We start from the raw sequence: 19,804 nt of genomic DNA, 5'->3' as shown, positions 1-19,804 counted from the left end.
TGACCTCGTCCTTATTGTCTGACGCTCATGGCTTCAGCTTCACGGCTGACTCATGACGGGTCGACCTGCTTCCTTGCTTCCTCGCGACTCCGGGGACGTCCCGGAGTCGTGGTGCGTGGTGGTGCGCCCGACCTGCTCGCGAACCTCGCGGGCGTCGAGCGCCCCGGGAGCCCGCAAGGCTCTCGGGAAGGCTCGCCGCCGCTCGGCCTTGGCCAGGCAGTCCGGGTCGGGGTGCAGCCAAGCTCCCCGGCCCGGCAGCCGCCGACGCTCGTCGACGACCACCCGCCCGGCCACCGCGACCACGCGCAGCAGCTCACCGATCAAGGCCCGCCGCTTGCAGCCGACACAAGTCCGCACCGGGGAAATCCGGTGGGGCTGGTGCTCGGCTACCCGCCGCGGGCTTCGAACCACTCCTGAGTCTAGCGCTTCGACCTTCACTCAGCCGAACCGGTTGTCGCGGCGGGCCGCGACGGACGGGCGTGGTCTTGATCACCCTCGTCGTCGACCGGTGCCGCGTCGCTGCGGATGTCGATCCGCCAGCCGGTCAACCGGGCGGCCAGGCGGGCGTTCTGGCCCTCCTTGCCGATCGCCAGCGACAGCTGGAAGTCCGGCACCACGACGCGGGCGGTCTTCGCCCGTTCGTCCACGACTCGTACCGAAACAACCTTCGCGGGCGAGAGCGCATTCCCGACGAAACGAGCGGGATCCTCGGAGAAGTCGATGATGTCGATCTTCTCACCGGCCAGCTCGCTCATCACGTTGCGCACGCGCGCGCCGACCGGGCCGATGCAGGCGCCCTTGGCGTTGACGCCCGCCACGGTGGACTTGACCGCGATCTTCGTGCGGTGCCCCGGCTCGCGCGCCACGGCGGCGATCTCGACCGTCCCGTCGGCGATCTCCGGCACCTCGAGCGCGAACAGCTTGCGCACCAGGTTCGGGTGCGAGCGCGAGAGCGTGATCTGCGGGCCGCGGTTGCTGCGCGACACCGTGACCACGTACGCCTTGATCCGGCTGCCGTGCTCGTAGGACTCGCCGGCGACCTGCTCGCCGGAGGGCAGCACGCCCTCGGTGTCACCCACCTGGACCACGACCATGCCGCGCGCGTTGGCGCGGGCGTCGCGCTGGATGACGCCGGCGACGATCTCGCCCTCCTTGGTGGAGAACTCGCCGAAGGTCTTCTCGTGCTCGGCGTCACGCAGCCGCTGCAGGATGACCTGGCGCGCGGTGGTGGCGGCGATCCGGCCGAACCCCTCCGGGGTGTCGTCCCACTCCTCGTCGGTCTCGCCGTCGTGGGTCAGCGTGCGCGCGAGCACGCGCACCAGGCCGGTCTTGCGGTCGATGTCGATGCGGGCGTGCGACTGGTGGCCCTCGGTGTGCTTGTACGCGGTGAGCAAGGCCGTCTCGATGGCCTCGATCACCGTTTCGAAGGGGATGTCCTTGTCCCGTTCGATCGCCCGCAGCGCGGCGATGTCGACGTTCACTTCGACCCCTTATCCGTCTCGGCCGGACCGGCAGCGGTCTGGCCGGACGCGTCGTCTTCGAGCAGTTTCAGGTCCTCGGCGGGCGGCTGCTTGAACTCGATCTCCACGACCGCCTTCGCCACGTCGGCGTAGCGGACGTCGCGGAGCTTGCCGCCGGCCAGGACGCGGGCGGCGTCCTCACCCGCGTGACCGACCCGGCCGACGAAGGGCGCGCCCTCCGCCGGGCTGACCTTCACCAAGCGGAATTTCGCGCGCCGCCAGTGCCGCGGCTGGGTCAGCGGGCGGTCGAGGCCCGGCGAGGTGACCTCCAGCGTGTAGGCGCTCGCGAGCACGTGCTCGTTCTCGTCGAGCGTCGCCGAGACCGTGCGGCTGATCTCGGCGATCTCGTCCAGCCCGACACCGTCGTCGGAGTCGACGACGACCTTGACCAGCTGACGCCGGCCGGCCTGCTGCACCTCGAACGAATCGAGGTCGAAACCCGCGGCGGTGACGGCTTCGGCCACTATCGGCTGAAGCCGGCTGGCGAGTTCTCCTGGCACGTGGGGCTCTCCTTGGTTCGGACCGGGGTACGCGGGTCGGTGGTGGACCAGCTTATCCGGTCGCCCACTCGGCCCGCGCGAGCGGCGGGGCCGCCCCGGGGCCTGGCAGGATGGGGCGGCGTGACCGGAAGACCGACCGAGCTGACCCGTCGTACCGCCCTCCGCGCGGGGGCACTGGCCGCACTGGCCGTCCCCCTCGCCGCCTGCGGGCCCGGCTACGACGAAAGCCCCGACCCGCTGCAGCCGCTGCTGGCCGCCGCCCAGGCGGACGCCGACGCCGCACGCGCGCTGGCCAAGGGGGCCGACGCCGACGCCGCCGGCCAGCTCGCCGACGCGCGCGCGGCACACGCGGCCGCCCTGAAGTCCGAAGTGGACCGGCTGAACCGGCCCACCCCGTCGCCGTCGCCGAACCCGCCCGCCCCGGCGGCGCTGGGCGACCTGAAGGAGCGCTTGGCGGCCGCCCGCAAGCAGGCCGAAGACCTGGTCGGAGGGCTGCCGCGGTACCGCGCCGGGCTGGTCGCGGCGGTCGCGGCGGGCTGCGCGTCGCTGCAGCGCATCGCCCCCGCGCTGGGCCCGGGCGAGGACGCCCCGAAGGCCGGCACCGCCCCGGCCGGCGCGGTGCCCCCGGAAGCGGTGGACCCGCTGCAGGTGGCCCTGGCGGCCGAGCACGCCGCGGTGTGGGTGTACGGACTGGTCAGCGCGTTCCTGCCGGGCGAGTTCGGCGACGCGGAGAAGAGCGGCGCGGCGGAGCACGCCCTGCGCCGCGACTTCCTGCAGACGACGCTCTCGGCGGCCGGGGCGACGCCGGTCGCACCCGAGGCGGCGTACGTGCCGAAGAACCCGGTGACGGACGCGAAGTCGGCGTCCCGGGTGGTGGCGACGGCCGAAGCCGACTGCGCATCGGCGTGGCTCGCGGTGATCGACCACACCGACGACGCCGGGTTGCGCACGGCGGCGCTGCACGCCCTCGTCGCCGCCTCCCGCCGAGGCACCCCCTGGCGCTCCGAGGCGGGCGAGAAGCCGGTGGCGATCGCCCTGCCCGGCCGGTCCGGCTGACCCGGCCACCGCTTAAGCGCCCCAAGGCGGCCTTCGGTGCGTCTGACGCACCGAAGGCCGCCTTGGGTGCGTCAGACGCAACCAAGGCCACATTGGGGCGCTCGGGACGGGTCAGGAGTGCAGGTCGGCCGACAGGCGGAGGGCGTCGTCGGCGATCCGCTCGATCAGGTCCTTGTCCTTGTGCTTGGCGTAGAAGTCGGCCAGCACGATCGTCGTGTTCGTGCCGTCGACCTTCGACGAGTACGCCGCGTCCTTGCCGCTCACGCTCGGGGTTCCGGTGCCGGCGAACGTCTTGTCCTTCACCAGGTCCGTGACGTTGCCGGTGCCGTCCTTCTCGGTCAGCGCCTTGAGGGCCTTCGCATTGGTCGAGTCCGGCATGCCGACCAGCGCCACGGACACCAGCGCCTTCGCGCCGCCCGACTCCGTCGTGTAGAGCGCCCGGACCAGCGACTGGCACGGGCTGTCCTTGAAGAAGCGCTGGGTGTCGCCGTAGGACTTCTCGACGCAGTCCGTCGTCTTCACCGGCCCCGCGACCAGCGTGAACTTGAACTGCCCGGTGTTCTGCGCCGGCGGCTGCGCGACCGGCTCGTCCGGCGTCGAGTCGTGCCGGATCAGGAACCAGAGCAGCCCGGAGACGACGGCGATCGCGACCAGCCCGGCGCCCCTGAGCAGCAGGGACCGGGTGTCACGCGCCGGCGGACCCGGCACGGGCGGGCGGGGCTGCGGGGGCACCGCGCCCAGCGGGGCCGTGTCGGACGGGCCTGGGGTGAAATGCGCACCAACCACGGGTCCATACGGTAGTTCACGCCCGCTGGGAGGTTCACTCGAATGCGGGTAAGACGCGTTCGACGTCGTCAAGGGTGTTGTAGAGGTGGAAGCCGACCCGCACGCGGCCGCCGCGGACGCTCGACACGATCCCGGCCGCGGCGACCCGCTCCGGATCCGCGTCGAGCGCCACGATCGCGGTGCCGCGCGGCGGCAGCCCGAGCTTCTCCAGCAGCGTGTCGGCCAGGCCGGCGTTGTGCGCCTGGACCTGGGCGAGGTCGAGGCCGGCGAAGTACTCCAGGGCCACCGCCGAGCCGACCTGGGCCAGCCAGACCGGCGAGAGGTCGAACGCGCGGGCGTCGCCGGCCAGGCGCAGCGGGAGGCCGTAGACCGTGGCCCACGGGTCCTCTCCCGCGTACCAGTTCGCCGCGACCGCGCGGGTGCGCTCCTGCGCGTCCGGCCGCACCGCGAGCCACGCGGTGCCGCGCGGCGAGCCGAGCCACTTGTAGCCCGCCGCGACGACCCAGTCCGCCCAGGCGACGTCCAGCGGCAGCCAGCCGGCCGCCTGGGTCGCGTCGAGCAGCACCGCCGCCCCGGCGGCCTCGGCGGCGGCCCGCAGGGTCGGCAGGTCGGCGATCCGGCCGTCGGCGGACTGGACGACGCTCACCGCGACGACGTCGTGGCCCTCGACCCGCGACGGCAGCACGTCCAGGGGCACCTCGGTCACCGTGACGCCGGGGTGCACCGCGAAGGGGAACGTCACGCTGGTGAAGTCGCCTTCGGCGGCGAGCACGCGGGTGCCGGCGGGCAGCGCGGCGGCGACGTTGGCGACGAGCTGCGAGACCGACGCGCCGCTCGCGACGCGGTCCGGTCCGACGCCGAGCAGCCGGGCGAACCCGGCCCGCGAGCGCGCCACGTACTCGTCGAACTCCCCCGGCCGGGTCGCGCCGGTCCGCCACCGTTCCACCGATTCGGCCACGGCCGCGGCCACCGGCGCGGGCGGGATGCCCACGCTGGGCGTGTTCAGGTATCCGGACGGAGCGGCGAAGTCGGTTCCGAAGGCACGCATGCCCCGACCCAAGCAGACCGGGCCGGGCCGGTTCACCCGATTTACGGCAGCAGGGACGTGACGTCGGCGTAGGTCGGCGGCGTCAGCGGCAGGTCACGGCCGTCCCGCACGGCCAGCGCGGTTTCGGCCGCGGCGGCGAGCGCCATCCGGTACGGCAGCGATCCCAGGCTCACCCGCGCGACGCCCAGCGCCGCGAGCCCGGCCACGGTGACCCTCCCGGGCAGGAACAGCAGGTTGAGCGGCACGCCGACGGCGACGATGCGCTCGACGTCGGCCGGCTCGGCGAGCCCGGGCACGAAGACGCCGTCCGCGCCCGCCGCCACGTACGCCCGCACCCGCCGCTCGGCCTCGGCGAGCGAGCAGTCGCCGGCCCAGTGCGTGTCCGTCCGGGCGTTGACGAACAGCCCCGGCGTGCGTTCCTTGACCGCCGTGACCAGGGCGCACTGGGTGTCGACCGGCGCGAGCGAACCGTCGGCCCGGCCGTCTTCGAGGTTGACGCCCACCACGCCCGCGGCGGCCAGCTCGGCCGCGAGATCGGCAACCGCGGCCGGGTCCGCGCCGAAGCCGTCGGCGATGTCGACGCTGACGAGCGCGTCCAGCCGGGTCAGGCGCGTGGCGAGGGCGACGGTCGCGTCCCCCGTCGACGGTGCGCCGTCCGGCTCCCCCGCCGCCGCGGACACGCCGAGGCTGGTCGTGCCCAGGGCGCGGAAGCCCTGCGCGGCGAGAAAGGCGCCGACGCCGAACTCCCACGCGTTGGGCAGCAGCAGCGGGGAGCCGGGGACGTGCAGGGCACGGAAGTCGTCCATGCCCCCGAACCTAGGTCCGCGACGCTTCGGCGGGCGCCGAACCCTCGAGGAAGGGCGTCAGCACCCCCGGCACGGCGGCCGCCGCGAACTCCAGGCCTTCGCCGGCGGCGGCGTCGCGGATCGCGTAGGCGCCGGAGCCCGCCGCGGTGGTCGCGGTGAACGTCGCGAGGCCGCGGCGGCGCTGGAACACCGACTGCTTCACGGTCCAGCCGATCACCCCGTCCCGCGTCAGCACGGCCGTGCCGCGCCGGATCGAGCCCGCGCGCGTCACCAGGTAGCGGCCGCGCGAGCCGTGCCCGAGGCCGCGGTAGGCGTCCAGGGCCAGCAGGACGGCCACCGGCAGCGCGACGACGGCCAGCAGACCGCCGAGCACGAGCAGGACGTCGGTGAGCAGCGCGCCGAGCACCAGCAGGACGAGCACCGGCCCGAGCGCGGCGGCCGACGCCCACCGCAGCCGCCGTCCCCGGGCGGCGACCGGGTGCGCCACCAGCTCGACGGTCTCGATGCGCTCGCCCAGTACCTGCGCCACGACGTCCTGCGCGACGGCTTTCGGTGCGGCGGGCAAGAGCGTCTTCGACTCGGTCTTGTCGTCGTCACGATGCAGGCCGGTGGCGATGGCGTCCACGCGCGCGGCGCCGGCGAGCCGGGCCCCGAGCGGCTCGACCAGCTCGACACCGCGCAGGCGCCGTTCCGCCACGGTGATCGACCGGGTGGTCAGCAGCCCGCGGCGGACGCGCAGGGTGCCGCCGGGTTCGCGGTCCAGCCGGTAGTGCCACCACATTTCGGTGAACAGGCCCACCGCGCCGGTCACGCCGGCGACCAGCGCCAGGCCGGCCAGGAGCAGGAGGCCGACGGCCAGGGGCAGGTCGCCGAAGAGGCCGAGGAGCCACTTCAGCAGCCCGCCGCCGGCACCGAACCAGTCCGCCACCCTGAACAGGGTGCCGAACGCGGCCAGGCCGAGCGTCGGCGCGACGAAAGAAACCGGGGCGTAACGGATCCAGCGCGGATCGAGTGTCGCGAGTGGACCGTCTTGAGTGGACGGTTCCGGGAGCCGGTGCAGGAGCTCCGCGCGCAGGGCTTCGGCGTCCGCCCTGGCGAGCGGGGAGAGGGTGATCCGCTCCTGCTGCCCGGTGCCGATGGTCAGCGCCGCGACGCCGAACGCGCGGTGCAGCGGGTTGGCGGTCAGGTCGGCGCTGCGGATTCGTTCGCGGGGCAGGGATTTGCGGGTGTGGACGGCGAACCGGAAGTCGATCTCGAGGCGCTCGGCGGTGCAGCGGAAGCGGGTGTGGCGCCAGCGGACGTATTCGGCGAGCACGCCCACGCCGACGAGCAGGGCGGCGGCCGGGAGGAGCCAGAGGGATCGGGTGCCGAGGGCGATCGGGGAGCCGGCGGAGACGGCCACGCCGGCCATGAGGACCGCGGTGACGCCGAGGGTGCGCCGGTCGAGCCGCCGCCAGCCGGCCGGGGTGCCGCCGGAGTCGCGTCGGTGCTCGGCGCCCGGAGTGCCACCGGAGTCGCGGCGGTCCTCGGCGCCCGGGGTGCCGCCGGAGTCGCGGCGGTCCTCGGCGCTCGGGGCGGGCGTCCCGCCGAGCGCGGGGTCACCTCGCCCGTGCTCGCCGGCCTCGGCGCGCACCCCGCCGACCTCCGTGCCACGCCCGTGCTCGCCGCTCATGTCGCGTCCCCCGGCGTGGCGTCCGTGCGCTCGGTCAGCCGCTCCGCCACCTCGGCCGCGACCTCCGCGTCGAGACCGCGGAGCCGGACCGCGCCTCGGGCCGAGGCCGTCGTCACCGTGACCGTCGCGAGGCCGAACCGCTGCTGGAGCGGGCCGCGCAGCGTGTCGACCGTCTGCACCCGCGACAGCGGGGCCACCCGCCACTCCTGCCACAGGAACCCCGAGCGCACGTAGACCGCCGTGTCGGTCACCTCCCAGCGGTGCAGGCCGAACCACCACCGCGGCAGGACCAGGCACCAGGCCGCACCGAGCACAGCGACCCCGGCGGCCGGGGCCAGCAGCCAGGACGCGGCCGGCGGGATCAGCAGGCCGAGGCCCGCGAGGACGAGCACCGCGGGTCCGAACACCAGCGCTCCTTGCGCACGCCACCAGGCGATCGCGCGGCGGTCGAGTGCGTGGCGCGGTGGCCGCAGCCGTAGTTTTCCGGTCTCCACCGGACACCCCCCGAGATTGTTTTACAATGCGACCGCATCGTAACGGCGAAGCCCAGTTTTTTGCAATGCGATCGCATGACAACGGGAGCGGACGTGCCGAAACAGGTGGACCACGAGCAGCGCCGGGTGCAGATCGCCGAGGCGCTGCAACGGCTGACCACGCGCGCCGGCCTGGAAGGCGTCAGCCTGCGCCAGGTCGCGGCCGAAGCCGGCATGTCCATGGGCTCGGTGCAGCACTACTTCAAGACCAAGGACGAAATGCTGCGGTACGCCCTCGAGCACCGCCACAAGCTCCGCAGCGAGCGGATCACCGCGAAGGTCCTCGCCGAAGGACCCCCGACGCCGCGGTCGATCCTGCGCGCGTGCCTGGTCGAGATCCTCCCGCGCGACCCCGACAGCGAAGCCGACTTCCTCATCGGCGTCGCGTACTTCATCCGCGCCGTGGCGGACCCGGCGATGGCGAAGGCCTTCGGCGAAGGCATGCCGGAACTCCTGGACTTCTTCGCCGGCCAGGTTCGCCAGGCCCAAGAGTCGGGAGACGTCCCGGCGTCGGCCGTTCCCGAGACCGAGGCGACCCTCCTCTGGGCCATCGCGGACTCCCAGGGCTCGGAAATCCTGATGGGCCACCGCACCCCGGCCGAGGCGATCTCCACAGTGGACTACTACCTCGACCGCCTCTTCACCCCCTGACCGTGTCGACCCGCCAATCACGCGTGTCGACCCCTCAATCACGCGTGTCGACCCTTCCCGCGCGACCCGGCGGGCCGCCCGGTCGCGCGGGAAGGGTCGACGCGCGTGATCCCGGGGTCGACACGCGTGATCAGGAGGTCGACACGACGTCAGCCGCCTCCGCCGCCGGAAGCCGCGGCGATCGCGGCCGTGCGGGCGGCGCGGAGTTCGCGGAACACCTTGCGCAGGGCCGGGACCGCGGCCCCGGCCTGCTCCTCCAGCCGCGCGGACCAGCAGCGCCACGCGCTCGCGGTCCGGCAGCCGGTCGCGCGCGGTGTCGCACGCCAGCAGGTACGCACGGGCGGGCAAGGACAGCTCGCTCATCTCACTTCCGTCCTTCGTCGTCGGGTCCCCAGTCCACCGGTTCCGGGGCACCCGGCGGAACCGGACGACGGGGGTGATCGCGGCGACGAACGTTGCGCGGCCGCCCGACCGGGCGCAACTTTGGTTGCGCATCCGGGGCGGCGGCCGGCGGCAGCGGTTACCGTGACCGCGTGATCACCGCCCGGCGGCCGCTGTGGCCGAGCCGCTCCGACGCCTTCTGGCTCTTCCTGCCGGCGGTGGTGTTCGCCGGGCTCAACGTCCTGTACCAGGTCCTCGGCGAACGCACGACCGGAGCGCTCGGCCCGGCGGCCGGGCTGGTGCTGCAGGTGAGCTGCGACCTCTCGCTGGTGCTGCTGTTCCGGTTCCCGGCCCTGGTGACCGGGTTCGTCACCGCCGCGGCGTTCGCGATGCTGGCCTCCGACCTGTTCGCGCCCGGACTGCTCGTGCCGGTGCACCCGATCGCGCTGACGACCGTGCCGACCATCACCCCGGTGCTGCTGGCCCAGGCCGTGCGGGTGCTGGACCGGCGGACCGTGCTGTGGCTGGCCGGGATCCTCGCGATCGTGGCCATGCGCCCGTGGACGCCGAGCTGGGCCACTACGCCGTTCGGGTTGCTCAGCACCGCGCTGCCGGTAGCGATCACGCTCTACATCGAAGCCCGCAAGCAGCTTCTCCAGTCCCTGCGCGACCGGGCGGAACGCGCCGAGCGTGAGCAGCACCTGCTCGCCGAGCAGGCGCGGGCCGCGGAACGGCGGCGGCTCGCGGGCGAGATGCACGACGTCGTCACGCACCGGCTCAGCCTGATGGTGCTGCACGCCGGCGCGCTCGGCGTGACGTCGGCCGACCCGGCCGCGCGGACGGCGGCCGAGGACATCCGCCGCGAAGGCGCGCTGGCCCTGGACGAACTGCGCGACCTGGTCGGCGTCCTGCGCAACGGCGCCGAGACCGGGCCGCGGACGCTCAGCCCGGCCGAGCCCGGCGACCCGGCCCGGCTGGTCGAGGAGTCCCGGTCGGTCGGCGTGGTGACGGACCTCGTGGTGGCCGGCGACCCGGCGCAGGTGTCACCGACCGTCGCACGCACCGCGTACCGGCTCGTGCAGGAGTCGCTGACGAACGTGCGCAAGCACGCACCGGGCGCGTCGGCGACGGTGTCCCTGCGCTACCACCCGGGTGGCCTGGACGTCTCGGTGGCCAGCACGGCGGCGGCGCGCCCGCCCGACCCGGCGCTGGCGGCCAGCGGGTCTGGCGCCGGGCTGGCCGGCCTGCGGCAGCGCGTCGAACTGGTCGGCGGGCGCTTCGACGCGGGCCCGCGGCCGGGCGGTGGGTTCCGGGTCGGTGCGATACTGCCCGCCTACGTCCCGACGGCGGAAGGCACGCACTGTGATCCCGGTGCTCGTGGTCGATGACGAGCCGATGGTGTGCGCGCACCTGCGCACGATCCTGGGTTCGGCGGCCGATATCGACGTCGTCGCCCAGGCCGCCGACGGCGCCGAAGCCGTCGAGGCCGTGATCCGGCACCGGCCGCGCGTGGTGCTGATGGACCTGCGGATGCCGGGTGTGGACGGGCTGACGGCGATCGCGCGCATCACGGCGCTGCCGGACCCGCCGGCCGTGGTGGCCCTGACGACGTTCGACGCGGACACCTACGTGATCCGCGCGCTGCGCGCGGGCGCGGCGGGCTTCCTGGTGAAGTCGACGCCCCCGGAGGACCTGATCGGCCTGGTCCGCGTGGCGGCGGACGGCCACACGGTGCTTTCGCCGTCGGCCGCGCGCCGGCTGGTGGCCCTGTCGTCGGACAGCCGCGAACGCGGCGAGGACGCGCGCCGCCGCATCGCGGGTCTCACCGAACGCGAGCGTGACGTGCTGGCCTGCCTGGGCGCCGGACTGTCCAATGCGGACATCGCCGGCCGGCTGCACCTGGCCGAGGCGACGGTGAAGAGCTATGTCTCGCGGATGCTGGTGAAGCTCGACTGCACCAACCGGACCCAGGCGGGGTTGCTCGCCCACGAGGCGGGGTTGGCCGCCCGTCAGTGAAACAGCAGCGGGACGGCGTGCCACAACGCCCAGCCATTGAGCAGGAACCACCCGCCGATCCACAGCGGCGACGGCATTTTGGTCTGCTTGGCCAGCAGGGCGGCGTCGTCCGTATGGCCGCGGAACCCTTTCAGGCGGCGGTTCGAGACCAGGACCCGCACGCCGCCGAGCTCACTGGTCAGCAACAACCAGGCTTCGGCGTAAGCGATGCCGGTGCGCAGCCAGCCCGGGGCATAGCGCAGGGCCGCGTACACGACCGCCCCCACCGCGACGATCATGATCAAAGTGCGCAGGTCCCGGGCGAACAGCAACAGGAACGCCATGGCGGCAAGGGTCAGGACGAGTACGGCCTGGACATGCCCGCGGTGCAGCAGGACGGCCGCCCCCAGCCCGGCCAGGGGCGGCATCGCGTAACCGGCGGCGGCGACCAGGACACTGGCGAGGCCCGCAGTGCCGCGCGACAGCGTGCCACCGCCTTCGGCGTCGTCGATCTTGACGCGGCTGACAGTCCCGCCCACCAGCAGCACCACCATGGCGTGGCCGCCCTCGTGGAAGAGGGTGCCCAGGACGTTGGCGTTGCGCAGGAGGCTCCGCCGCCCGCTGGGCGGCGTGACGAGCGAAGTCAGCGACACCGCGAAGGCGAACAACGCGGTGACGGCAACGACTCCCCAGCCCGGTGCGGGCACGGTCTCGTTGAACACCGCGACAGTGTCCCTGCGACCGGGACGAGTGAACCCATATAACGGGACGAACTGTCCAGGAGCTGTCAAGTACTACGCGGACGCCGGCGTGTGCTCCAGGTCGTAGGCGTCCCGGGCTTCCTGGACCGCGGACATGTGCTGCCGGGCCCACCGGTCCAGCACGTCCAGCGGCTCGGACAGGTTGCGCCCCAAGGCCGTCAGCTCGTACTCGACCTTCGGCGGGATCGTCGGGTACGCCGTGCGGGTGAGGATGCCGTCGCGGACCAGGCTGCGCAGCGTCTGCGTCAGCACCTTCTGCGAGATTCCGTCGACGCGGCGGCCGATCTCGGTGAACCGGAGCGGGCCGCCGGAGAGGGCGCCGACGATCAGCACCGTCCACTGGTCGCCGATCCGGTCGAGCAGCTGGCGGGTCGGGCAGTTGCGGTCGTACGGATCGGGCCCCACGGCACGCCTCCTCACTCTCCCGGGGAGAGTAACACGCCGATCAGGCAGTGGCGCGGGCCAGACCCGCGGCCACGCGCTTGATGAAGGAGCCGAGGAACCACCGGTAGCACCAGCCCGTGCCGGGGAGCTTCGGCGTGAACGTCGAGTGCCAGTGGATGTCGGTACCGCCGTCGCGGGGCGAAAGGTCGACATAGGCGACGTAGTCCCGCAGCGGCAAGCCGCGCTCCAGCGCGTAACCGAACCGGCGGCCGGGTTCCAGCGCGACGATCTTTTCGTACGAGCGGACGCCGTTGGTCGTGAACAACCGGATCGCGCCCAGGCCTTCGGGCTCGGCCTCCCCCTCGCGGACCAGCTCGAACGATCCCAGCGGAGACCACTTCGGCCAGCTCGCGCCGTCCCGGAGCAGGGCGTACACGGCGTCGGCCGGGGCCGCCGTCCGGGCGTGGACCGAAATTCTTTGTACCATTTGGTACGTGTACCATTTGGTACATGATCGACGCAAGCCCGCGGGCGAAGCTCCTCGCCGCGGCGATCGACCACATCGCCCACCACGGCGGGGCCGACCGGAGCCTGCGGGCGCTGGCCGCGGACCTCGGCACCAGCCACCGCATGCTGATCTACCACTTCGGCTCCAAGGAAGGCCTGCTCACGGCCGTGGCGCGCGAGGTCGAAGCCCGCCAGCGCGCGGCCCTCGCCGGCCTCGACCCGGCGGAGTTCTGGCGGCGGCTCACCGACGACGACCTGCGCGCCAACGAAAAGCTGTTCTTCCAGCTCTACGGCCGGGCGCTCGGCGGCACCCCGGGCACGGCGGAGTTCCTCGACGGCGTGATCGAAGACTGGCTCGAGCCCATCGAAGCCCGGCTCGCCCAGCTCGGCGTCCCGGAAGCCGACCGGCCCGCCCACGCCCGGCTCGGGCTCGCCGTGGCCCGCGGCCTGCTGCTCGACCTCGTCACGACCGGCGACCGCGAAGCCGTCGACGCCGCCATGGAGAAGTTCCTGGCGCTCTACGAAAAACCGTGATCCCCTGGCTCGATGCGACTGATCCTGGGGTTTTTGGCCGCTTTGCTCACGACCGCGGGGCTCGCGGCCCCGGCCGCCGCCGCGGAAAGCCGCCCCGTCCATTCCTACGCGGACGCGATCCGCGAGACGGCGTGGGTCGAGACCGGCACCGACAACGACCGCGACGGCAAACCCGACCGCGTCGCCGCCGACGTCATCCGCCCCGACACGCGCGGGCGCGTCCCGGTGATCCTCGACGTCAGTCCGTACTACGCGTGCTGCGGCCGCGGCAACGAAATGCAGAAGAAGACGTATGCGCCGGACGGCACGCCACAGCAGTTCCCGCTGTTCCTGGACAACTACTTCGTGCCGCGCGGGTACGCCGTCGTGCTGGCCGACGTCGGCGGGACGAACCGGTCGTCCGGCTGCTTCGACGACGTCGGTTCCGGCAACGCGGTCGTGAACTGGCTGGGTGGCCGGGCGAAGGCCTTCGACGCGCCCGACGGCGGCCGTCCGGTGAAAGCCGATTGGGCCACCGGGGACGTCGGCGCGATCGGCAAGTCGCAGGACGGCGCGACCGCGATCGGGATGGCCGCTTCGGGCATCCCCGGGCTGAAGACGATCGTGCCGATCGAAGGCGTCGCCGACAACTACGCCCAGCTCATCGCCAACGGCGCTCCCCTGGCCACGCCGGAGAACACCGGCTCGTCCTTCACCTACAACGAGCGCGCCGCCGAGCTGTGCAAGCCGTTCGAAGCGGATCTGAAGGCGCGCGCGGGCACGAACGGCGACTACAACGCCTACTGGGAGAGCGTGCACTACGTCCCGCGCGCCGGGCAGGCGGGTGTGCTCATCGCGCAGGGCTTCGGGGACTGGGTCGTGGCGCCGAACCAGTTCGCCCGCTACTGGGACGCGCTGGGCCGGGCGGGTGTCCCGCGCAAGGCGTGGCTGAGCCAGGCCGGCCACACCGACCCGTTCGACCTGCAGCGGGCGCAGTGGGTCGAGACGCTGCACCGCTGGTTCGACCGCTGGCTGCTCGGCCTGCGCAACGGCGTCGAGCGCGAGCCCGCCGTGCACCTCGAAACCGCGCCGGACCGGTGGACCGACGTCCGGAGCTGGCCGCCCGCCGCGCTCCCGGCGACGTTCCGCCCGTCGGCCGGCGGGAGGCTGGGGCTGACCGGGTCCGGCACGGCGAGTGTCGTCGACGACCCCGCCGTCACCCGCGAGCAGTGGGCGGCCGGGGTGTCGGCCGCGCGGTTCACCGGGCCTGTCCTGCCCGCGCCGGTGCGGCTCGCCGGGTCGCCGTCGGTGACGATCACGGCGTCGTCGGACAAGACCGCCGCCCGGCTCGGGGTCGCGCTCGTCGACTACGGCCCGGCCGAGACGCGCAACACGGCGCTGTACGGCAGCGGGGTCAAGAACCTCACGACGCGGTCGTGCTGGGGCTCCGGCAGCGACGCCGACAGCGCGTGCTTCCTCGACACGGTCGCCGACGTCGTGCGGGTCGACCACCGGATCGTCGCCGCCGGCTGGGCGGACCTCGGGCACCACGCGTCGCTGCGGCACGGCGAGCCGCTCGTCCCGGGCCGGGCCTACACGATGACGTTCGAGCTCACCGCCCTCGACCACGTCGTCCCGGCGGGACACCGGCTCGGGCTCGTCCTCGGCGGCACCGACGGGCTGCTGTTCGACCCGGCGCTGCCGAACTTCGGCGACACGCTGACGTTCGACCTCGCGCGGACGTCGGTCACCGTCGGCCTTACAAAGCCCGAACACTAGGCGGACGCCCTCCGAACACCACCCGGCCAGAGTTCTCCCCGTACCCCCGAACGGATACGAGGAGAGACGATGCGAGGAACCACCACCTGGACGCGGCTGGCGCTGGCGGGCTGCGGGACCGCGGTCGGCCTGCTGGTGGCGGCGCCGCTGGCCTCGGCCCAGACGACGGCGCCGGTCGCGCCGATCACGCTCAGCCCCGAGGAGTCGCAGCAGGTCTGCTCGGACTGGGTGCCGAAGCTGCAGAAGCGGGCCGACAACCTGAAGAAGCGGATCACCGGCGGCGCCGAGATCAAGGGCTCGGTCGCCAACCTCAAGGCGCGGGCGGCCGACCAGCGGGCCGCCGGGCACACCGCCCGCGCCGACCAGCTGGACCAGCGGGCCACCAAGCGGCAGGGCCGCGTCGGCGAGCTGGACGCGGCCAAGCAGAAACTGGACGCCTTCGCGGCCGCGCACTGCAAGCCGGCCAAATGAGGGGCGCGAGGGTCGCGGCGGCGGTCGGGGCCGCCGCGATCGTCGCGCTCGGCTGCTCGGGCTGCCGCGACAACCTGATGGGTTCGCCGGGTGACAGCGCGCCTGCGCCGTCGTCGGTTTCGTCTTCTACGTCGTCGGAGCTGAGCGGGATCGAGTCGACGCTGAACGGCATCGAGTCGGACATGAACAGCGATGGCTCGCCCTGACCGGCTAGCGTCTCCCCTCTGAACACGGCGGAGACGGGAGCAGGCATGGGGTCACCGGGGCGCGGCCTCGTCCTCGTGGTCGAGGACGAGGCCGCGATCGCCGAACTGGCGGCGCTCTACCTCAAGCGCGACGGCTTCGGCGTGCACGTCGAGGCCGACGGCGGCCGGGCCCTCGAAGCGGTCCGGCGGCTCAAGCCGGTGGCGATCGTGCTCGACATCGGACTGTCCGGAATGGACGGTATCGAGATCTGCAAGGCGCTGCGCGCGGCCGGGGACTGGACGCCGGTGCTGTTCGTCACCGCCCGCGACGACGAGCTCGACCGCCTGCTGGGCCTGGAGATCGGCGCGGACGACTACCTCACCAAGCCGTTCAGCCCGCGCGAGCTGGCGGCCCGGGTCCGGACCGTGCTGCGCCGGGCCTCCGGAGCGACGCCGGCCGCATCGGTGCTGACCGTCGGCGGCGCGCGGGTGGATCTCACCAGCCGCCGCGCCTGGGCGGCAGAAGCCGAGATTTCGCTGACGTCGACGGAGTTCGACCTCCTCACGCACCTGCTCCGGCACCCGGGGCAGGTGCTTTCGCGCGACCAGCTGCTCAGCGCCGTCTGGGGGTACGCGGCGGCGGCGGGGACGCGCACGGTCGACGTCCACGTGGCGCAGCTGCGGGCGAAACTCGGTGCGTCGAGTCCGATTCGGACGGTGCGGGGAATCGGCTACGCGGCGGACCCGGCGTGAAGTTCCGGGGGACGCTGGCCGGGCGGATCACGCTGGTGTGCGTGGCCGTCGCGGGGGTCGCGGTGATCGTGGCGGGGCTGGTCGCGTCCCGGCTGATCCGGACCACGGCCGACAACGTGCTGCAGTCGACGCTGTCCGCACAGGCCGACGTCGTGGCGTCACAATTGGACGAAACGGGCATCGGCAACCGGCTGGGCGTCGGCAAGGTGGCCGACGTCGTGCGCGGGCAGGGCATCTCGGTGGTCGTCCGCCGCGCGGGCGGGCAGGCGCTCGGCGACGCCACCGCCGTGCAGGCCGCCGTCAAGGCCGGGCTCGCGGCGGATCACTCGGAGCGCGTCACGGTGGCGGGCTCGCAGTACCTGGTCGAGACGCGGGTGGTCGGCACGCGCGGGGCGGCGTTCGCGCTGGTCCTGCCCACGCGGAACGCCCAAGCGACGCAACGGGCACTGGTCCGCAACATCCTGCTGGCATTGGGGATCGGGCTGCTGGTGGCGGCGTTCGCGGGCATCGTCTCGGGCCGGCTGCTGGGCCGCCCGCTGCGCCGGGCCGCTCTTGCCGCGGGATCGCTGCGGGCCGGCCGTCGCGACGTGCGGGTCCCGGTGCAGGGGCCACGCGAGGTGGCTGAGGTGGCCGGATCGCTGAATGCGCTGGCCGACGCGCTGGCCGTCAGCGAGGCGCGGCAGCGGGAGTTCCTGCTGTCGGTGTCGCACGAGCTGCGGACCCCGCTGACGGCGGTGACGGGCTTCGCCGAGGCGATCGCGGACGGCGTCGCTTCCGGGGACGATGCGGTGCGCGCGGGTCAGACGATCCAGCGGGAGGCGGCGCGGCTTTCGCGGTTGGTCGAGGACCTGCTGGAGCTGGCGCGGCTGGAGGCGGACGAGTTCCGGCTGGACCTGGCTTCGCTGGACCTGGCCGCATTGGTGCGCGACTGCGCGGAGGTGTGGCAGCTGCGGTGCGCGCGCGAGGACGTCCGGCTGTCCGTTTCGGCGCCTGCTGGGCCGGTGCCGGTGCTGGCGGACGCTCGCCGCCTCCGTCAGGTGGTCGACGGCCTGGCGGAGAACGCTCTGCGCGTCACCCCTTCGGGGGCGCCGATGGTGTTTTCGCTGTCGGTGTCCGGCTCGTCGGCTTCGCTGGCGGTCCGGGACGGCGGGCCGGGACTGGCGCCGGAGGACTACCCGGTGGCGTTCGAGCGCGGGGTCCTGAACGCGCGCTACCGCGACCGCCGTCCGGTCGGCTCCGGCATCGGGCTCGCGTTGGTCCACGCGCTGGTCACCCGGATGGGCGGAACTTTGACGGCCGGCCCCGCCCCCGAAGGCGGCGCGGCCTTCACGCTCACGTTCCCGTCGGCGTCGGGCTGAGCTGCGCGGCGCGGGCGGTGACGTCCATGAGCGCCCAGTGCTCGACGACCCGGCCGTCGCGGACCCGGACCATGTCCATGCTGGTCACGGCGTAGCCGGGACCGGAGGTGGTGTAGCGGTTCACCGAGAACTCGCCTTCGCTGACGTTCTGCTCGATCTGCACGGTGACGTCGGCCTTCTGGTCCCACTTCGCCCGCCAGGCGTCGATGCCGTGGTGGTCGCCGTCGGTGCCGCCGCGGTGGTCGACGACGTCGGGGTCGATGTAGCGCAGGCCTTCCTTGAAGCGTCCGGCCGTCCAGAGCTCGACCAGCCGTGCGTGGACTTCGGACGGGATCATCGTCGCCTCCATTAAGTGGGGAGTTCCCCGGTTATGATGCCGTAGACTAACCGGGGAACTCCCCACTTGGCAAGGAGCGCCGATGCCCGCACGAGCCCGCCGATCCGATGCCCGGGACAACCACGCGCTCCTGCTGGCGGCGGCTCGTGCGGTGTTCGCCGAAGACGGGCCGGACGCCCCGCTCGACCGGATCGCCCGGCGCGCGGGCATCGGCAACGCCACGATGTACCGGCACTTCCCCAGCCGTCGCGAACTGGTTATCGCGGTGTACGCGGGCGAAGTGGCTTCGCTGACTTCGGGCGCGCGTCTCGACGCGGCCGACCCGGGGGCGGAGCTGTTCGCCTGGCTGGCGTCGTTCGCCGAGCACGTCCGGGACAAGCGCGACCTGGCACTGTCCCTGACCACCCCGGCCGGCGGCCACGAGACCCTGTTCGCGCAGTGGCACTCGACGATGAACGAGACCGCGGCCGCACTCGTCGACCGCGCAAAGGCCGCCGGCGCCGTCACCCCGGACACCGACCCGCTCGACCTCCTCCTGCTGGCCACCGGCGTCGCCCTCGCCAACGCCCCGGCCCGCACCCCCCACCTGCTGGCCCTGGTCCGCCGAGCCGTGTCGACCCCCTGATCCCCCGTGTCGTCCCGCCAATCACGTGTGATGCCTCCCCAATCACGCAAGATGCCCCCTCAATCACGCGAGATGCCCCCGCCGACCGAAGCCGGTGTGCGGTGCCGGGCATCACACGTGTCCGGAAAGGCATCACACGTGATTGCGAGGGCATCACGCGCGGTGGTCGTTAGGGTCGGGGGATGGAGATGCTGCACCTGCGCTACTTCGTCGCGGTCGCCGAGGAACTGAACTTTTCCGCGGCCGCACGGAAGCTGCACATGGCCGCGTCCCCGCTCAGCCAGCGGGTCAAGGATCTCGAACACGAGCTGGGGCAGCAGCTGTTCGACCGCAGCACCCACCACGTCACCCTCACCGACGCCGGGGCCGCGCTGCTGCCGCTGGCGCGGGACGTCCTCGAGCAGGTCAGCGCCATTCCGTGGAAGCTGGCCGAGGCGACGCGGCCGCAGCGCAGCACCCTTTTCCTCGGCATGCCCGCCGGGGTGCACCCCGATCTGCGGGAACGCGTCAACGCCCTCGCCGAACGAGTGAAACAAAGGTACGAACTCAAGCGCTGGCCCGGCACCACCGCCGATCTCGTCCAGGGCGTGCACGACGGCAAGCTGGCCCTCACCCTCGCCCGGCTGCCGGTCACCGATCCCGCGCTGGAACAGCTGCCCGCGATGACCGAACGGCTCGGTGCCGTCGTGCCCGCCGACCTGTTCGCCGGGCGGGACTCCGTCAGCCTGGCCGAACTCACCGAGTTCCCGTACGTGGCCTCACCCGGTGAAATCACGCCCGCCTATTTCGACCAGCTCGACCACCAATTGAACGAACTCGGCGTCAAGAAACGCATCCGGCTGACCAACACCGGTTACGGCGGGACGTCCGAAATCATCTCCAGCGGCGAAGCCTTTTCCATTTCCATGCTCGACGCCAAGAGCCCGATGCACGGCTACCGGCTCGACAACGTCACCGTCCTGCCCTTCACGGATTTCCGACCCCAGCTGGACACCGGCCTGCTCTGGCGGCGCGACCGCACCGACGGCGACCTGCGCGAGCTCGTCGACGCCGCGAAAGAGATCTTCGCCGAGCCGCTCAGCAGCTGAGAATGGTATGACCACCAGAGTCATACCATTGTTCGCATCATGATCATTCCCTTTCCCGTCGGACGCGCCTACGTTCGGAAGTAGAGCAAAACAGC

General features: G+C 73.0%; 25 protein-coding genes. 12 read left to right on the top strand and 13 right to left on the bottom strand.

Annotated features, from left to right (window positions below):
• Positions 1–39: 39 nt before the first annotated feature.
• The 3 genes from ACLJQF_RS29255 to rimP all read right to left on the bottom strand — a co-directional run bounded on the left by ACLJQF_RS29255 (position 40) and on the right by rimP (position 2,020).
• A complete protein-coding gene (locus ACLJQF_RS29255; RefSeq protein ID WP_410613498.1) occupies positions 40–357 on the bottom strand; it encodes a YlxR family protein in 318 nt (105 codons plus the stop codon).
• 77 nt (positions 358–434) lie between these two features.
• Positions 435–1,481 carry a transcription termination factor NusA gene (gene nusA, locus ACLJQF_RS29250; protein ID WP_410613496.1) on the bottom strand — a complete coding sequence of 349 codons (1,047 nt, stop codon included), beginning with the start codon at positions 1,479–1,481 and terminating at the stop codon, positions 435–437.
• Positions 1,478–2,020, bottom strand: coding sequence for a ribosome maturation factor RimP (rimP, locus tag ACLJQF_RS29245; RefSeq protein ID WP_410613494.1), 543 nt, complete (start codon positions 2,018–2,020; stop codon positions 1,478–1,480). Before rimP ends, nusA begins: the two co-directional genes overlap by 4 nt.
• A 120-nt stretch (positions 2,021–2,140) precedes the next feature.
• Here rimP and ACLJQF_RS29240 point away from each other — a divergent pair, with 120 nt between their 5' ends.
• Positions 2,141–3,076, top strand: a complete 936-nt coding sequence (locus ACLJQF_RS29240; protein WP_410613492.1) for a ferritin-like domain-containing protein — start codon at positions 2,141–2,143, stop codon at positions 3,074–3,076.
• Between the two features lie 111 nt (positions 3,077–3,187).
• On the opposite strand, the gene ACLJQF_RS29235 is transcribed toward ACLJQF_RS29240, so the two are convergent.
• The 5 genes from ACLJQF_RS29235 to ACLJQF_RS29215 all read right to left on the bottom strand — a co-directional run bounded on the left by ACLJQF_RS29235 (position 3,188) and on the right by ACLJQF_RS29215 (position 7,882).
• Complete coding sequence (locus tag ACLJQF_RS29235) at positions 3,188–3,784, bottom strand: hypothetical protein (RefSeq protein WP_410613678.1); 597 nt, start codon at positions 3,782–3,784, stop codon at positions 3,188–3,190.
• A gap of 112 nt (positions 3,785–3,896) precedes the next feature.
• Positions 3,897–4,910 carry an aminotransferase class V-fold PLP-dependent enzyme gene (locus ACLJQF_RS29230; RefSeq protein ID WP_410613490.1) on the bottom strand — a complete coding sequence of 338 codons (1,014 nt, stop codon included), beginning with the start codon at positions 4,908–4,910 and terminating at the stop codon, positions 3,897–3,899.
• Between the two features lie 41 nt (positions 4,911–4,951).
• Entirely contained in the window at positions 4,952–5,716 is a 765-nt protein-coding gene (locus ACLJQF_RS29225) for an isocitrate lyase/phosphoenolpyruvate mutase family protein (RefSeq protein WP_410613488.1), read from the bottom strand.
• Between the two features lie 10 nt (positions 5,717–5,726).
• Positions 5,727–7,388, bottom strand: coding sequence for a PH domain-containing protein (locus tag ACLJQF_RS29220; protein WP_410613487.1), 1,662 nt, complete (start codon positions 7,386–7,388; stop codon positions 5,727–5,729).
• Positions 7,385–7,882 carry a PH domain-containing protein gene (locus tag ACLJQF_RS29215; protein ID WP_410613485.1) on the bottom strand — a complete coding sequence of 166 codons (498 nt, stop codon included), beginning with the start codon at positions 7,880–7,882 and terminating at the stop codon, positions 7,385–7,387. The genes ACLJQF_RS29220 and ACLJQF_RS29215 overlap by 4 nt, the downstream gene beginning before the upstream one ends.
• A 93-nt stretch (positions 7,883–7,975) precedes the next feature.
• Here ACLJQF_RS29215 and ACLJQF_RS29210 point away from each other — a divergent pair, with 93 nt between their 5' ends.
• Entirely contained in the window at positions 7,976–8,572 is a 597-nt protein-coding gene (locus ACLJQF_RS29210) for a TetR/AcrR family transcriptional regulator (protein WP_410613483.1), read from the top strand.
• 149 nt (positions 8,573–8,721) lie between these two features.
• On the opposite strand, the gene ACLJQF_RS29205 is transcribed toward ACLJQF_RS29210, so the two are convergent.
• Positions 8,722–8,910 carry a hypothetical protein gene (locus ACLJQF_RS29205; protein WP_410613481.1) on the bottom strand — a complete coding sequence of 63 codons (189 nt, stop codon included), beginning with the start codon at positions 8,908–8,910 and terminating at the stop codon, positions 8,722–8,724.
• A gap of 195 nt (positions 8,911–9,105) precedes the next feature.
• On the opposite strand from ACLJQF_RS29205, the gene ACLJQF_RS29200 reads away from it, so the two are divergent.
• Complete coding sequence (locus tag ACLJQF_RS29200) at positions 9,106–10,341, top strand: sensor histidine kinase (protein ID WP_410613479.1); 1,236 nt, start codon at positions 9,106–9,108, stop codon at positions 10,339–10,341.
• The gene (locus ACLJQF_RS29195) at positions 10,316–10,969 is read left to right on the top strand and encodes a response regulator (RefSeq protein WP_410613477.1); all 654 of its coding nucleotides are present in this window, start codon (positions 10,316–10,318) and stop codon (positions 10,967–10,969) included. Before ACLJQF_RS29200 ends, ACLJQF_RS29195 begins: the two co-directional genes overlap by 26 nt.
• Here the strand turns inward: ACLJQF_RS29195 and ACLJQF_RS29190 are convergent.
• From ACLJQF_RS29190 to ACLJQF_RS29180, 3 genes are all read right to left on the bottom strand, one after another.
• Positions 10,963–11,670, bottom strand: a complete 708-nt coding sequence (locus ACLJQF_RS29190) for a M50 family metallopeptidase (RefSeq protein WP_410613475.1) — start codon at positions 11,668–11,670, stop codon at positions 10,963–10,965. The genes ACLJQF_RS29195 and ACLJQF_RS29190 overlap by 7 nt on opposite strands.
• Positions 11,671–11,742: 72 nt before the next feature.
• Positions 11,743–12,114 carry a winged helix-turn-helix transcriptional regulator gene (locus ACLJQF_RS29185; protein ID WP_410613473.1) on the bottom strand — a complete coding sequence of 124 codons (372 nt, stop codon included), beginning with the start codon at positions 12,112–12,114 and terminating at the stop codon, positions 11,743–11,745.
• A gap of 40 nt (positions 12,115–12,154) precedes the next feature.
• The gene (locus ACLJQF_RS29180; protein WP_410613471.1) at positions 12,155–12,580 is read right to left on the bottom strand and encodes an SRPBCC family protein; all 426 of its coding nucleotides are present in this window, start codon (positions 12,578–12,580) and stop codon (positions 12,155–12,157) included.
• A 23-nt stretch (positions 12,581–12,603) separates the two neighbouring features.
• Between ACLJQF_RS29180 and ACLJQF_RS29175 the strand changes: the two genes are divergently transcribed.
• The 6 genes from ACLJQF_RS29175 to ACLJQF_RS29150 all read left to right on the top strand — a co-directional run bounded on the left by ACLJQF_RS29175 (position 12,604) and on the right by ACLJQF_RS29150 (position 17,659).
• Positions 12,604–13,134 (top strand): TetR/AcrR family transcriptional regulator, encoded by a 531-nt coding sequence (locus ACLJQF_RS29175; protein ID WP_410613469.1) that lies wholly within the window; start codon positions 12,604–12,606, stop codon positions 13,132–13,134.
• A 12-nt stretch (positions 13,135–13,146) separates the two neighbouring features.
• Positions 13,147–14,892 (top strand): CocE/NonD family hydrolase, encoded by a 1,746-nt coding sequence (locus tag ACLJQF_RS29170; RefSeq protein WP_410613467.1) that lies wholly within the window; start codon positions 13,147–13,149, stop codon positions 14,890–14,892.
• Between the two features lie 69 nt (positions 14,893–14,961).
• Positions 14,962–15,363: a hypothetical protein gene (locus tag ACLJQF_RS29165; protein WP_410613465.1), complete on the top strand. Its 402-nt coding sequence runs from the start codon at positions 14,962–14,964 to the stop codon at positions 15,361–15,363.
• Positions 15,360–15,569, top strand: coding sequence for a hypothetical protein (locus ACLJQF_RS29160; RefSeq protein WP_410613463.1), 210 nt, complete (start codon positions 15,360–15,362; stop codon positions 15,567–15,569). Before ACLJQF_RS29165 ends, ACLJQF_RS29160 begins: the two co-directional genes overlap by 4 nt.
• Positions 15,570–15,614: 45 nt before the next feature.
• The gene (locus ACLJQF_RS29155) at positions 15,615–16,301 is read left to right on the top strand and encodes a response regulator (RefSeq protein ID WP_410613461.1); all 687 of its coding nucleotides are present in this window, start codon (positions 15,615–15,617) and stop codon (positions 16,299–16,301) included.
• Complete coding sequence (locus tag ACLJQF_RS29150; protein WP_410613459.1) at positions 16,298–17,659, top strand: ATP-binding protein; 1,362 nt, start codon at positions 16,298–16,300, stop codon at positions 17,657–17,659. Before ACLJQF_RS29155 ends, ACLJQF_RS29150 begins: the two co-directional genes overlap by 4 nt.
• On the opposite strand, the gene ACLJQF_RS29145 is transcribed toward ACLJQF_RS29150, so the two are convergent.
• The gene (locus ACLJQF_RS29145; RefSeq protein ID WP_410613457.1) at positions 17,634–17,996 is read right to left on the bottom strand and encodes an ester cyclase; all 363 of its coding nucleotides are present in this window, start codon (positions 17,994–17,996) and stop codon (positions 17,634–17,636) included. The two genes, ACLJQF_RS29150 and ACLJQF_RS29145, sit on opposite strands and share 26 nt — an antisense overlap.
• An 82-nt stretch (positions 17,997–18,078) precedes the next feature.
• Between ACLJQF_RS29145 and ACLJQF_RS29140 the strand changes: the two genes are divergently transcribed.
• Together ACLJQF_RS29140 and ACLJQF_RS29135 are read left to right on the top strand one after the other, a co-directional pair.
• The gene (locus ACLJQF_RS29140; protein WP_410613455.1) at positions 18,079–18,621 is read left to right on the top strand and encodes a TetR/AcrR family transcriptional regulator; all 543 of its coding nucleotides are present in this window, start codon (positions 18,079–18,081) and stop codon (positions 18,619–18,621) included.
• A gap of 182 nt (positions 18,622–18,803) precedes the next feature.
• On the top strand, positions 18,804–19,709 hold the full coding sequence (locus ACLJQF_RS29135; protein WP_410613453.1) for a LysR family transcriptional regulator: 906 nt from the start codon (positions 18,804–18,806) through the stop codon (positions 19,707–19,709).
• Positions 19,710–19,804 lie beyond the last annotated feature (95 nt).

This window comes from Amycolatopsis sp. lyj-109, from assembly GCF_046548995.1.
Taxonomy (GTDB): Bacteria; Actinomycetota; Actinomycetes; order Mycobacteriales; family Pseudonocardiaceae; genus Amycolatopsis.
The sequence above is the reverse complement of the archived record's forward strand: the minus strand, read 5'-3'. Positions and strand labels throughout refer to the sequence as shown.

Coding starts and splice junctions, on each gene's coding strand:
- ACLJQF_RS29230 (WP_410613490.1), bottom strand. CDS start 4,910: ATGCGTGCCTTCGGAACCGACTTCGCCGCTCCGTCCGGATACCTGAAC.
- ACLJQF_RS29225 (WP_410613488.1), bottom strand. CDS start 5,716: ATGGACGACTTCCGTGCCCTGCACGTCCCCGGCTCCCCGCTGCTGCTG.
- ACLJQF_RS29220 (WP_410613487.1), bottom strand. CDS start 7,388: ATGAGCGGCGAGCACGGGCGTGGCACGGAGGTCGGCGGGGTGCGCGCC.
- ACLJQF_RS29180 (WP_410613471.1), bottom strand. CDS start 12,580: ATGGTACAAAGAATTTCGGTCCACGCCCGGACGGCGGCCCCGGCCGAC.
- ACLJQF_RS29175 (WP_410613469.1), top strand. CDS start 12,604: ATGATCGACGCAAGCCCGCGGGCGAAGCTCCTCGCCGCGGCGATCGAC.
- ACLJQF_RS29170 (WP_410613467.1), top strand. CDS start 13,147: ATGCGACTGATCCTGGGGTTTTTGGCCGCTTTGCTCACGACCGCGGGG.
- ACLJQF_RS29165 (WP_410613465.1), top strand. CDS start 14,962: ATGCGAGGAACCACCACCTGGACGCGGCTGGCGCTGGCGGGCTGCGGG.
- ACLJQF_RS29160 (WP_410613463.1), top strand. CDS start 15,360: ATGAGGGGCGCGAGGGTCGCGGCGGCGGTCGGGGCCGCCGCGATCGTC.
- ACLJQF_RS29155 (WP_410613461.1), top strand. CDS start 15,615: ATGGGGTCACCGGGGCGCGGCCTCGTCCTCGTGGTCGAGGACGAGGCC.
- ACLJQF_RS29145 (WP_410613457.1), bottom strand. CDS start 17,996: ATGATCCCGTCCGAAGTCCACGCACGGCTGGTCGAGCTCTGGACGGCC.
- ACLJQF_RS29140 (WP_410613455.1), top strand. CDS start 18,079: ATGCCCGCACGAGCCCGCCGATCCGATGCCCGGGACAACCACGCGCTC.
- ACLJQF_RS29135 (WP_410613453.1), top strand. CDS start 18,804: ATGGAGATGCTGCACCTGCGCTACTTCGTCGCGGTCGCCGAGGAACTG.